The 12,065-nt window shown below is 66.2% G+C and carries 10 protein-coding genes; 3 read left to right on the top strand and 7 right to left on the bottom strand.

What is annotated here, in order from left to right:
- Positions 1-360 precede the first annotated feature (360 nt).
- Positions 361-942 (bottom strand): TIGR01841 family phasin, encoded by a 582-nt coding sequence (phaP, locus tag DIE02_RS22155; RefSeq protein WP_124486497.1) that lies wholly within the window; start codon positions 940-942, stop codon positions 361-363.
- Between the two features lie 460 nt (positions 943-1,402).
- Positions 1,403-2,167, bottom strand: a complete 765-nt coding sequence (locus DIE02_RS22150) for a ParA family protein (RefSeq protein ID WP_044847448.1) — start codon at positions 2,165-2,167, stop codon at positions 1,403-1,405.
- Positions 2,168-2,407: 240 nt separating this feature from the next.
- On the opposite strand from DIE02_RS22150, the gene DIE02_RS22145 reads away from it, so the two are divergent.
- Complete coding sequence (locus tag DIE02_RS22145) at positions 2,408-2,632, top strand: hypothetical protein (protein ID WP_044847449.1); 225 nt, start codon at positions 2,408-2,410, stop codon at positions 2,630-2,632.
- A 459-nt stretch (positions 2,633-3,091) separates the two neighbouring features.
- Here the strand turns inward: DIE02_RS22145 and DIE02_RS22140 are convergent, their stop codons facing one another.
- Both DIE02_RS22140 and DIE02_RS22135 read right to left on the bottom strand, forming a co-directional pair.
- Positions 3,092-3,640: a single-stranded DNA-binding protein gene (locus DIE02_RS22140; RefSeq protein WP_124486498.1), complete on the bottom strand. Its 549-nt coding sequence runs from the start codon at positions 3,638-3,640 to the stop codon at positions 3,092-3,094.
- A gap of 103 nt (positions 3,641-3,743) precedes the next feature.
- Entirely contained in the window at positions 3,744-4,931 is a 1,188-nt protein-coding gene (locus DIE02_RS22135) for an MFS transporter (protein WP_044847451.1), read from the bottom strand.
- Between the two features lie 278 nt (positions 4,932-5,209).
- Here DIE02_RS22135 and uvrA point away from each other — a divergent pair, with 278 nt between their 5' ends.
- Positions 5,210-8,095, top strand: a complete 2,886-nt coding sequence (uvrA, locus tag DIE02_RS22125; protein ID WP_044847452.1) for an excinuclease ABC subunit UvrA — start codon at positions 5,210-5,212, stop codon at positions 8,093-8,095.
- Between the two features lie 255 nt (positions 8,096-8,350).
- The gene (locus DIE02_RS22120; protein ID WP_044847453.1) at positions 8,351-9,433 is read left to right on the top strand and encodes an AI-2E family transporter; all 1,083 of its coding nucleotides are present in this window, start codon (positions 8,351-8,353) and stop codon (positions 9,431-9,433) included.
- A 138-nt stretch (positions 9,434-9,571) separates the two neighbouring features.
- Here the strand turns inward: DIE02_RS22120 and purU are convergent, their stop codons facing one another.
- From purU to DIE02_RS22105, 3 genes are all read right to left on the bottom strand, one after another.
- A complete protein-coding gene (gene purU, locus DIE02_RS22115; RefSeq protein ID WP_124486499.1) occupies positions 9,572-10,456 on the bottom strand; it encodes a formyltetrahydrofolate deformylase in 885 nt (294 codons plus the stop codon).
- 115 nt (positions 10,457-10,571) lie between these two features.
- Positions 10,572-11,429 (bottom strand): NUDIX hydrolase family protein, encoded by an 858-nt coding sequence (locus tag DIE02_RS22110; RefSeq protein ID WP_124486500.1) that lies wholly within the window; start codon positions 11,427-11,429, stop codon positions 10,572-10,574.
- 5 nt (positions 11,430-11,434) lie between these two features.
- The gene (locus tag DIE02_RS22105; protein ID WP_124486501.1) at positions 11,435-12,049 is read right to left on the bottom strand and encodes a LysE family translocator; all 615 of its coding nucleotides are present in this window, start codon (positions 12,047-12,049) and stop codon (positions 11,435-11,437) included.
- Positions 12,050-12,065 lie beyond the last annotated feature (16 nt).

The raw sequence follows: 12,065 nt of genomic DNA, 5'->3' as shown, positions 1-12,065 counted from the left end.
GCCGCGATCTTCGCGAGCGAGCCGCCGAATTTGCCGACCGCGGTCCGCGCGGCCGATACGATCACTACGTCCGTCATGTTTTGTTCCTGCATCGAAATCAGTGGGTCGATCCGTGTTGCATGCTGTATCGCGTGCCGGGGCCGGGCGGCACGGCGACCGACGTCGGCGCTTGAGCGCCATACGACCCGCGATGCGGCTCAGGGCTCGCGCTTTCATGCGCGCCGCCCATTCGCCCGCTCCAGCCGGGCCCGGACACGTTGCGGCGAGCCGGACGCCGCCGGCCACCACGCGGCACACGCGGCGGCCGGCGCCCGCCGGCGCCGTTCGATCAATGGTGTCGCGCCTGCGCGCGACACGCGCTCATGCAGCCGATTCGCGCGAAGCGGCTTCCTTGCGTGCGGCAGCCGCCGTCTGCTTGGCACCGCGCGTCGCCGTTTCGCTGACCGCGTCGAAACCGCTTTGTGCGGCTTCGATTGCCTGCCCCGTCGCTGCGCGCACGGAGTCTGCCGCGGCAGTCGCCGCGGACAGCGCCGAATTCAGCGCGGCGACCACCGCGCCCGAACCGGCCGGCGCATGCTTCGTCAGCTCGCCGACCACCTCCTTCACGCGCTTGTCGGTCTGCTCGTATTGCGCCTGCGCGACCTTCGCCCACTCGGCCTGCGTCGACACCGCGATGTCGAACAGATGGCGACCGTACGCGACGGCCTTGCCGGCAGCTTCCTGCGGTGCGGCGACTTGCTGCGCGAAGCCCGCAGCCGGGTTGCTCGCGTTGAACGCGTTCTTCAGCTTGTCCTCGTATTCGTCGAGCGCCGTCTTGGCCGCTTGCAGGTTGAGTTCGACGACGGCCTCGAAACCATTGATTGCCGGACGCGCAATCGCGAACCAGGCGGCAATTCCGGACTGATAATCGGCGGCGAATTTTTCGGGGGCAAATACGGACATCGGGCACGCTCCTGTTAGCAATGCGAGAGACGAACGAAAAAAATGGAAGCCAGATCGAGGTCCGCTTCCTTATTCACAACCCGCAGGCACGATTGACTGCGGGGAGTTGAAGATTGCCATTCTAGATGGATTAATTGTCAATTAAATGGCATTAATAGTAGGTAAAAACCCTTATCGATCGGGTTGATCTCCTCGCATCTGCGCCCGCACACAATGGGGCCACGTCGCAACGCCTTGTCCCGAAATGATTTTTACTTTTTTACGGCATGGCGCACCGCGACGTCCGTAACATTTACCCCGTCATTATTCCGGTTATTTGAAAAACAGGTGCGCATTGGAAAATAGGGCAGATTCCCCTGTAATCGTTTTTCCAGATTTATTTTGAAATCGTTACCGGGATTATTAATGACGAATTCAATGATCGTATATAAACCGCCGGGCCGGGCCAGCGCCGACACTCTCACCCGACCAGTTCGCGATGCAGCGCGCGAAACTCCTGCGCGAGCTTGTGTGCCGGCTCGAGATGGATCACCGGCGTCGACTGCTGATGCGATTCGCGGATCTTCACCGATGCCGAGAGCCGCGACGCCAGCACCGGCAGCCCTTCCTCGACGAGTTCGTCGACCAGCCGCTGCGGCAGGCTCGCGCGCGGCTGGAACTGGTTGATGACGATCCCTTCGACCTCGAGCGCCGCGTTGTGGTCCTGCTGGATTTCCTTCACGTTCTCGAGCAGCGTGTACAGCGCGCGGCGCGAGAAGTCGTCGCAATCGAACGGAATCAGGCAGCGCTCGACCGCGATCAGCGCCGAGCGCGTGTAGAAGTTCAGTGCGGGCGGCGTGTCGATGTAGACGGCATCGTAGGTGTCGAGCTCGTTGAGCGCGTCGCGCAGCTTGTAGATCTTGTAGCGCGACTCGAGCTTGCCGTGCAGCGTGTCGAGGTCCGGATGCGCGGGCATCACGTCGAGCCCGTCGAACGGCGTCGGATGGATGAACGATGCGACGTCGACCGGCCGGAAGTTGAAGGTCAGCGCGGTCTCGAAGAATTCGGCGACGCCGGGATGCGCGTCGGTGGCCCGGTCGCCGAGCAGGTAGTGCGTGGAATTCGCCTGCGCGTCGAGGTCGATGACGAGCGTGCGCAGCCCTTCGCTCGCGCTGATCGCCGCCAGGTTGCAGACGATCGTCGACTTGCCCACCCCGCCCTTCTGGTTGAATACGACCCGCCGCATTGTGTCTCCTTCGATCGAAACGTCGAAAAATCGAGCTTAGCCGGTCAATCGTGGCGGCCGCGTGACATCGATCAGATACACGAACCGCCCGGGAGATTTGCTGAGCGGCGCGACGAACGACTGGAAATCACCACGGAAGACGCGCGCACGAGGAACGGGCACAAGGGCTAATGTTGCGACGCAACATCCGAACTGTTAAACTAGGGAAAACCCGTAGTTCAAGCTTGCGAAGGAGCAGTCGTGTACCCTGTATTTTCGTTCCTGATGGATCTGCTGCCGGGCCGCAGCGCGGCTTCGTTTTCGCCGTCGGCAAAAGTAAACCGTGTCACGTTCACGGGTGCCGTGGACCGCAGCGATGGCGTGATCCTGTCGATCAACGGTAGCGACGCGCTGGTCCGCTGGCCGAAGGGTGGAAAATCCGTCGAGCGCGTCAGCAATCTGGTCGCGATCGTCACGGAAGCGTAAGCGGTTCTGTTCTGCGGCGGCCACGGCGCCGCTCTTGTCATGGTTCGCACCGTCCGAAGCAGGCGACTCGGGTGTGAATGCCACGGCCCCCATGTCGGGAATGGGCCGTTGCAGGGCTTCAGGAAACCTGCTCACCGGCGCGGTTGCGTCGGTTGAAGTTTGCGGTCGGCATGCTCGCCACGTAAGCACAACAGACGTCAGGGCCATCGCGCCCGCGACGACGAACGTCCGCTGACGGGGGAGTCCATTCTCAAGTCGCGCCCATCCGACGCGGCCGGCGCCTGCGGCTTCTCCCCGCCTTGCACGACGCCACCACGACGCTCCTCACGCCCGATCGGGCACGTTCCGCCCAAAGCCCAAAAAACGCGTAAACGAAAAAAGGACCCGAAGATCCAGGCTGAACCAGTGATTCAGCGTGGAGATTCGGGCCCCTCTTTACATCGGGAACCGGCGTTCCGCTTAGAACGGAATATCGTCGTCCATCTCGTCGAAGCCGCCGCCTGCCGGCGCGCTCGGACGGCTCTGGCCGCCGCCTGCACCGCCGCGCGGCGCGCCGCCGGCACGACCGCCGCCGCCGCGTTCCATCTGTTCGCCGCCGCGGCCGCCGCCACCACCACCGTAGCCGCCGCCGTAACCGCCTTCGTCACCGCCGCCACCGCCGCCGCCCGAACCGCCGCGGCCGCCGAGCATCTGCATCTGGTCGGCGACGATTTCGGTCGAGTAGCGATCCTGGCCGTCCTGGCCCTGCCACTTGCGCGTGCGGATGCGGCCTTCGATATAGACCGACGAACCCTTCTTCAGGTACTCGCTGACGATTTCGGCGAGACGGCCGAAGAACGCGACGCGGTGCCACTCGGTCATTTCCTTGAAATCGCCGCTTGCCTTGTCCTTGTAGCGATCGGTCGTCGCGAGACGGATGTTCGCAACCGCGTCGCCGCTCGGCAGGTAACGGACTTCAGGATCGGCGCCGAGATTGCCGACGAGGATGACCTTGTTGACGGATGCCATGTGTTTCTCCAGTAAATTCGATGCCGGGCCGCCCGCGAATGTCGTCGGAGCGGCCCGCCGGGCAAGCCGGCGAGCGCCGCCGGTGCCTGCCCGAAAAGAAGGTTCAGGCCTTGCGCGGCGGCGCTTTCATGCTGGCCGCGATTATAAGCCACGCCGCCACGAGCCCCGAGCACGCGTAGAAGACGGTGTTCGCGCCGCCGTGCTTCAGCAGCCAGCCGCCCACGATGCCGCCGAGCGCGAGCCCGATCGATTGCGTGGTGTTGTAGACGCCCGTGGCCGCGCCCTTGCGCGAACCGGGCGCGAGCTTCGACACGAGCGACGGCTGCGACGCTTCCAGGATGTTGAAACCCAGGAAGTACACGAACAGGATCGCCGCCACAATCAGGATGGTATGCGGAGCGCTGCCGAGCAACAATTGGCCGATCAGGATAGCCAGAATCCCACCGAGCAGCACCGGCTTCATCTTGCCCCGTTTTTCCGCGACGATGATCGCCGGGACCATCATCACGAACGCGAGCCCCATCACCGGCAGGTAGACCTTCCAGTGCGCGGCGACCGGCAGCCCGCCGTCGACCAAGAGGCGCGGCACGACGAGGAACAGCGCCGTCTGCGTCGCGTGCAGCACGAGCACGCCGAAGTTCAGGCGCAGCAGCTCGCCGTTGTGCAGCACCTCGCCGAACGGCGCCGGCACGTGCACGGGCTTCGCCGCGTCGGGCACGATCCACACCACGACCCCGATCGCGAGGATCGACAGCACGCCGACGATCGCGAACAGCCCGCTCATCCCGACCCAGTGGAACACGATCGGCGCGCCGACGATCGCGACCGCGAACGACACGCCGATCGAGCCGCCGACCATCGCCATCGCCTTCGTGCGGTTCTGCTCGGAGGTCAGGTCGGCGATGAACGCGAGCACCGCGGACGACACGGCGCCCATCCCCTGGATCACGCGGCCGACGATGATCCACGTGATGTCGTGCGCGAACGCGGCGACGAAGCTGCCGAGCGCGAAGATCAGCAGGCCGGTGGCGATCACGGGCTTGCGGCCGAACTTGTCCGACGCCCACCCGTAGAAGATGTACAGCAGCGACTGCGTGACGCCGTACGCCCCGAGCGCGATGCCGACGAGCAGCACGTTGTCGCCGCCCGGGATGGTTTTCGCGTAGACCGAGAACACCGGCATGATCATGAACAGGCCGAGCATGCGCAGCGCGAAGATCGCCGCGAGCGACGTGGTCGCGCGCAGTTCGGGCGCACTCATGCGGGAAGACGTGGCGGACGGATTGGACATCGGGAATGAATTTCGAATGATCGGAATGTCCGCCCGGCGGCGGGCGGCGGAAGATCAGGGCCACCGGCCCGGCAGGCCTGGCAGGCGCGCTTTCCGGGGCCGCTTTCCGGGACGTCGGGCAGGCAGCCTGCGGGCCGCCTCGCGCCGTGCGGCGCGGCCGCCTTCCCGGCGTGGACACCGCCTTGCTGCCAGCTGCTGCAAAGGCTGGGGGCCCCCAACGACGGCCTCGAAAAGCCGTTATAGTAGCAGGTTTGGTTCCCTCCATTTTCGCCAGGTTCATGGAACAGATCCGTATCCGTGGGGCACGCACCCACAACCTGAAAAACGTCAATCTCGACCTGCCGCGCCACAAGCTGATCGTGATTACCGGGTTGTCCGGGTCGGGCAAGTCGTCGCTCGCGTTCGACACCCTTTATGCCGAAGGCCAGCGCCGCTACGTCGAGAGCCTGTCCGCGTACGCCCGCCAGTTCCTGCAGCTGATGGAGAAACCCGACGTCGACCTGATCGAGGGCCTGTCGCCCGCGATCTCGATCGAGCAGAAGGCGACGTCCCACAACCCGCGTTCGACCGTCGGCACGGTCACCGAAATCCACGACTACCTGCGACTTTTGTTCGCACGGGTCGGCACGCCGTACTGCCCCGACCACGACATCCCGCTCGAGGCGCAGAGCGTGTCGCAGATGGTCGACGCGGCGCTCGCGCTGCCCGAGGAAACCAAGCTGATGATCCTCGCGCCGGTCGTCGCGAACCGCAAGGGCGAGCACGCCGAGCTGTTCGAGGACATGCAGGCGCAGGGCTTCGTGCGCTTTCGCGTGCGCTCGGGCGGCGGCACCGCGAACGAAGGCGTCGCGAAGATCTACGAGGTCGAGTCGCTGCCGAAGCTCAAGAAGAACGACAAGCACACGATCGACGTCGTCGTCGATCGTCTCAAGGTGCGGCCGGACATGAAGCAGCGCCTCGCGGAATCGTTCGAGACCGCGCTGCGCCTCGCCGACGGCCGCGCGATCGCGCTGGAGATGGATACCGACCACGAACACCTGTTCAGCTCGAAGTTCGCGTGCCCGATCTGCTCGTACTCGCTGCAGGAGCTCGAGCCGCGCCTGTTCTCGTTCAACAACCCGATGGGCGCGTGCCCGGAATGCGACGGCCTCGGCCAGATCACGTTCTTCGACCCGAAGCGGGTCGTCGCGCACCCGTCGCTGTCGCTCGCCGCGGGCGCCGTGAAGGGCTGGGATCGCCGCAACCAGTTCTACTTCCAGATGCTGCAGAGCCTCGCGGCGTTCTACGAATTCGACATCGACGCCGCGTTCGAGGACCTGCCGGAAAAGATCCGCAAGGTGCTGCTGTTCGGCTCGGGCAAGCAGACGATCCCGTTCTCGTACATCAACGAGCGTGGCCGCACGACGATCCGCGAGCACGTGTTCGAAGGGATCATCCCGAACCTCGAGCGCCGCTACCGCGAGACCGATTCGGTCGCGGTGCGCGAAGAGCTCGCGAAATACCAGAACAACCAGCCGTGCCCGTCGTGCGACGGCACGCGGCTGCGCCGCGAGGCGCGCCACGTGCGGGTCGGCACCGGCGACTACGCGCGCGGCATCTATGAAATCAGCGGCTGGCCGCTGCGCGACGCGCTCGGCTATTTCGACGGCCTGTCGCTCGACGGCGCGAAGCGCGAGATCGCCGACAAGGTGATCAAGGAAATCGTCGCGCGCCTGACCTTCCTGAACAACGTCGGCCTCGACTACCTGTCGCTCGAGCGCAGCGCTGAAACGCTGTCCGGCGGCGAGGCGCAGCGGATCCGGCTCGCATCGCAGATCGGCTCGGGCCTGACCGGCGTGATGTACGTGCTCGACGAGCCGTCGATCGGCCTGCACCAGCGCGACAACGACCGCCTGATCGCGACGCTCAAGCACCTGCGCGACCTCGGCAACTCGGTGATCGTCGTCGAGCACGACGAGGACATGATCCGCACGGCCGACTACGTCGTCGACATGGGCCCGGGCGCCGGCGAGCACGGCGGCGTGATCGTGGCTGAAGGCACGCCGAAGCAGGTGCAGTCGAACCCGCAGTCGCTGACGGGCCAGTATCTGGTCGGCAAGCGCACGATCGAATACCCGGACGAGCGGCTCGCGCCCGATCCCGAGCGGATGCTGCGCATCGTCGACGCGCACGGCAACAACCTGAAGCACGTCGATCTCGAACTGCCGGTTGGCCTGCTGACCTGCATCACCGGCGTGTCGGGCTCCGGCAAGTCGACGCTGATCAACGACACGCTGTATCACGCGGTCGCGCGCCACCTGTACGGCTCGTCGGCCGAGCCGGCGCCGCACGAGGCGATCGAGGGCCTCGAGCACTTCGACAAGGTGATCAACGTCGACCAGTCGCCGATCGGCCGCACGCCGCGCTCGAACCCGGCCACCTACACGGGCCTGTTCACGCCGATCCGCGAGTTGTTCTCGGGCGTGCCGACCGCGAAGGAGCGCGGCTACGATCCGGGCCGCTTCTCGTTCAACGTGAAGGGCGGCCGCTGCGAGTCGTGCCAGGGCGACGGCGTGCTGAAGGTCGAGATGCACTTCCTGCCGGACGTCTACGTGCCGTGCGACGTGTGCCACGGCAAGCGCTACAACCGCGAAACGCTCGAAGTGCAGTACAAGGGCAAGAACATCAGCGAAGTGCTCGACATGACGGTGGAGCACGCGTACGAGTTCTTCAGCGCGGTGCCGGTGATCGCCCGCAAGCTGAAGACGCTGCTCGACGTCGGCCTCGGCTACATCCGCCTCGGCCAGTCGGCCACGACGCTGTCGGGCGGCGAGGCGCAGCGCGTGAAGCTGTCGCTGGAACTGTCGAAGCGCGACACGGGCCGCACGCTGTACATCCTCGACGAGCCGACCACCGGCCTGCACTTCCACGACATCGCGCTGCTGCTCGAGGTGATCCACCGGCTGCGCGACCAGGGCAATACGGTCGTGATCATCGAGCACAACCTCGATGTGATCAAGACGGCCGACTGGGTGATCGACCTCGGCCCCGAAGGCGGGGCCGGCGGCGGCCAGATCATCGCGCAGGGCACGCCCGAGCAGGTCGCGAAGACCAAGGCGAGCTTCACCGGCAAGTACCTCGCGCCGCTGCTCAAGCGCCCGGCCCGCAAGGCGGCGGCCGGCTGACACTTTCCGTTCCCGCGCGCGGCTGCCCGGCCGCGCGCGCCCGGCAGCGGGGCGGCGCCGGCCTCCTCGTTTTCCCTTCTGCGGTTTTCCCCTCTGCGTTTACACCACGAGCCAAACAGCCCCGTGGCAGACCATAATGGAAGCTATACTTTACGGTCGTAAGGTTCGCCATCCGCACCAATCCGGTGCGGCGCCGGGCGATCGCCGCCGTGTCGCCCACCGCGCGGCACGGCACACGAACGACAGGAATCCATGATGGAGAAGCAACAAGAGTCGCGCGACGCGCAGAACCGCGAGCCGCACCTGCGCAGCGTGCGGCTGACGAGCGACTTCAGCCTGCCGAAGCTGTCGGCGATCGAGATCGGCAGCTACCTGTTCGCCCTCGTCGCGATGGTGCTCGTCATCGAACTCAAGCTGCTGGGCGGGCTGCTGGCCGGCATGCTGGTCTATCAGCTGATCCATACGATCGCCCCGGTGATCGAACGCCACACCACGAGCATGCGCGCGCGCTGGGTCGCCGTCGTGCTGCTGTCGATCGCGATCGTCGGCGGGCTCACGGGCCTGACGATCGGCATCATCGACCACTTCGAGCACACGGTGCCGAACCTGCAGAGTCTCCTTGGCCAGCTGATGCAGATCGTCGAGCAGACGCGCGCCCGCACGCCGGCCTGGATCGCGAACCTGCTGCCGGTCGACGTCGAACAGATGAAGACCAAGGCGGCGCTGCTGATGCACTCGCACATGGACCAGCTCCAGCAAGGCGGCAAGAGCGTCGCGCGCGGCTTCGGCCACGTGGTGTTCGGGATGATCATCGGCGCGATGATCGCGATCGGCGTCGAGCACGGCAAGGTGCGTCGGCCGCTGTCGACCGCGCTCGTCACGCGCGTGTCGCGCTTCGCCGAATCGTTCCGCCGGATCGTGTTCGCGCAGATCAAGATCTCGGCGATCAACGCGACCTTTACCGGCATCTACCTGCTCGTCGCGCTGCCGATCTTCCACCAGCGGCTGCCGCTGTCGAAAACACTGGTGCTCGTCACGTTCATCGTCGGCCTGCTGCCGGTGATCGGCAACCTGATCTCGAACACGCTGATCGTCGCGGTGTCGCTGTCGGTCAGCATGGGCACCGCGATCGCGTCGCTCGCGTTCCTCGTCGTGATCCACAAGCTCGAGTACTTCCTGAACGCGAAGATCATCGGCGGCCAGATCGAGTCGCGCGCGTGGGAGCTGCTGCTCGCGATGCTGATCATGGAAGCCGCGTTCGGGCTGCCGGGCGTGATCGCCGCGCCGATCTTCTATGCGTACATGAAGCGCGAGCTGTACATGCTGCGGCTGATCTGACGCGCCGTACCCGACGCAACCCGATCCCCGCGCATCACGCGATAAAAAAACGCCGCTCCCCGTCAAGGGCGCGGCGTTCTTGTTTGCGGCAACCGACGGCCTGCGCAGGCCGGCCGGCGCGCATCACCGATCAGCCGATCAGCGGAACACGACGGTCTTCGTCCCGTTCAGCACGATCCGGTGCTCGACGTGCCACTTCACCGCACGCGCGAGCGTCACGCACTCGACGTCGCGGCCGATCGCGGTGAGCTGGTCGGGCGTCATGCTGTGGTCGACGCGCTCGACTTCCTGCTCGATGATCGGGCCTTCGTCGAGGTCGGTCGTCACGTAGTGCGCGGTCGCGCCGATCAGCTTCACGCCGCGGTCGAACGCCTGGTAGTACGGCTTCGCGCCCTTGAAGCTCGGCAGGAACGAATGGTGGATGTTGATCGCGCGGCCGGCGAGCTGCTGGCACATGTTCGGCGACAGGATCTGCATGTAGCGCGCGAGCACGACGAGATCGGCCTGGTGTTCGTCGATCACTTCCAGCACCCGCGCTTCCTGCGCGGCCTTCGCCGCATCGGACGAACCGCCGACGAGCGGGAAATGATGGAACGGGATGTTGTAGCTCGCGGCGAGCTGGTAGAACTCCTTGTGGTTCGACACGATCGCCGGAATCTCGATCGGCAGCTGGCCGGTGCGGTAGCGGAACAGCAGGTCGTTCAGACAGTGGCCGATCTTCGACACCATGATCACGACGCGCGGCTTCACGGCCGCGTCGTGCATTTCCCAGCGCATCCCGAACTGCTCGGCGAGCGGCGCGAATTCCTCGCGCAGCGTGTCGAGCGCCGACGCGGCATCCGCGCCCTCGCCGTCCTGCACGAAGTGCACGCGCATGAAGAACTCGCCGGTGCGGCTGTCGCCGAACTGCGCCGAATCGAGGATGTTGTTGGCGCGCTCGAACAGGAAGCCCGAGACCGCGTGGACGATGCCATGCCGGTCGGGGCACGACAGTTTCAAGATAAAGCTGTGATCGGTCGACATGACCGCTACTCCCTTCGTTTCGGTATTCGTCAAATAGGCCGTTCGTCCGGCCTCACCCTGGGGCCCAAGCCCGGGCAGGCAGGCGGCGCCTTCAGGTGGGTCGCCAGGTGGTGCGTCAGGCGGCCGGCGCGAACAGCGCGTCGATGCCCGCGGCGTCCGCCGCCGATAGCCAGCGGTGGCGCAGCAGCGTGTCGAGCATCGCGAGGCTCGCATCCATCGTCGCGCGGCCTTCGCGCAGCCAGCCGATCACCTCGGGCACGCCGGCCAGCAGGTGCTCGGCCACTTCGCCGTCCTGGTTGTGCGGCGCGAAGTCGCGCGGCAGCGGCAGGTCGTACACGAAGATCAGTTCGGACTGCGTGCCTTCCGGCAGCGAACACAGTACCTGCACGGCGCGGCCCGCGATCGCACGCGCCGCCAGTTCGGCCGGCATGCCGGCCTCTTCCCAGCATTCCTTCGTGAGCGTCTCGTGAACGCCCAGGCCCCAGCCGATGCCGCCCGCGACGACGTTGTCGAGCATGCCTGGGTCGGTGGCCTTGGTCGCGCTGCGGCGGCCGAGCCACATCTGCGGCGCGGCGGACGAACCCGGCGCAGCCGCATATTCTACGATGCCGTTCAGGTGCACCGCATAAGTCTGCGTGCCGAAGAAGCGCGACGCGGCGCGCTCGATGTACGCGAGCGGCGGATCGCCGAAGCGGTTGCGGATCGCATAGATCTCGTCGCGCCAGCCGGGAATCGCGCCTTCGGCCGCCAGCGCGCCGATCGCGCTCGCGAGCGCCATGCTGCGCGCGTCCACCGTGTCATAGCGCGCCGACAGCACGACGCGCGCGTCCGTCAGCTCGAACACGTCGGGCCAGCGCGCGAGCTTCGCGACGTCCTGGCGGCGCACCCAGCCCACGGCCACGCCGGCGATCTCGAAACGCAGGTGCGCGGCCGGATCGAAGCGGCGCGCGGCCGCAATGCACGGAAACGTCATCGGGCTCAGTCCTTCAGCGCGACGCGGATGCCGATCGCGATGAAGGTCGCGCCGGCGATCCGGTCGAGCCACACACCGGCCTTCGGGCGGCGCTTCAGCCACGTGCCGATCGCGCCCGCGCCGACGCCGAACAGCGAGAAGATCGCGGCCGTCTGCAGCATGAACAACGCGCCGAGCTCGAACATCTGCAGCGTCACGCCCTGCACGCCGTGCGGATCGACGAACTGCGGCAGGAACACGACGAAGAACAACGTGACCTTCGGGTTCATCAGGTTGCCGATCACGCTCTGCCGGAAGATCGCGCCAAGCGGCTGCGGCGGGCGCGCGTGCGCGTTCGCGAGGCCCTGGCTGCGCAGCGCCTTGATGCCGATCCACACGAGGTACGCGGCGCCCGCGAGCTTCAGCGTCTGGAACGCCACCGGCGACGAGCGCAGCACCGCCGCGACGCCGAGCGCCGCGAGCGTCGTATGGAACAGGATTCCGGCCGTGAAGCCGAGCGCGGCGACGAAGCCGGCCGCGCGGCCCTGCGAGATGCCGCGCGCGAGCACCTGCAGGTTGTCGGGACCCGGTGCGAACGTGATCGCAATCGACGTGGCGAGAAACAGCATGAAGTTGGGCATCGTGACCTCGCGGCGT

Source organism: Burkholderia sp. Bp8991 (genome assembly GCF_003853795.1).
GTDB lineage: Bacteria > Pseudomonadota > Gammaproteobacteria > Burkholderiales > Burkholderiaceae > Burkholderia.
Note: the sequence above shows the minus strand (reverse complement) of the source record. Positions and strands in the feature narration are given on the sequence as shown.

Coding starts and splice junctions, on each gene's coding strand:
- phaP (WP_124486497.1), bottom strand. CDS start 942: ATGTCCGTATTTGCCCCCGAAAAATTCGCCGCCGATTATCAGTCCGGA.
- DIE02_RS22150 (WP_044847448.1), bottom strand. CDS start 2,167: ATGCGGCGGGTCGTATTCAACCAGAAGGGCGGGGTGGGCAAGTCGACG.
- DIE02_RS22140 (WP_124486498.1), bottom strand. CDS start 3,640: ATGGCATCCGTCAACAAGGTCATCCTCGTCGGCAATCTCGGCGCCGAT.
- DIE02_RS22135 (WP_044847451.1), bottom strand. CDS start 4,931: ATGTCCAATCCGTCCGCCACGTCTTCCCGCATGAGTGCGCCCGAACTG.
- uvrA (WP_044847452.1), top strand. CDS start 5,210: ATGGAACAGATCCGTATCCGTGGGGCACGCACCCACAACCTGAAAAAC.
- DIE02_RS22120 (WP_044847453.1), top strand. CDS start 8,351: ATGGAGAAGCAACAAGAGTCGCGCGACGCGCAGAACCGCGAGCCGCAC.
- purU (WP_124486499.1), bottom strand. CDS start 10,456: ATGTCGACCGATCACAGCTTTATCTTGAAACTGTCGTGCCCCGACCGG.
- DIE02_RS22110 (WP_124486500.1), bottom strand. CDS start 11,429: ATGACGTTTCCGTGCATTGCGGCCGCGCGCCGCTTCGATCCGGCCGCG.
- DIE02_RS22105 (WP_124486501.1), bottom strand. CDS start 12,049: ATGCCCAACTTCATGCTGTTTCTCGCCACGTCGATTGCGATCACGTTC.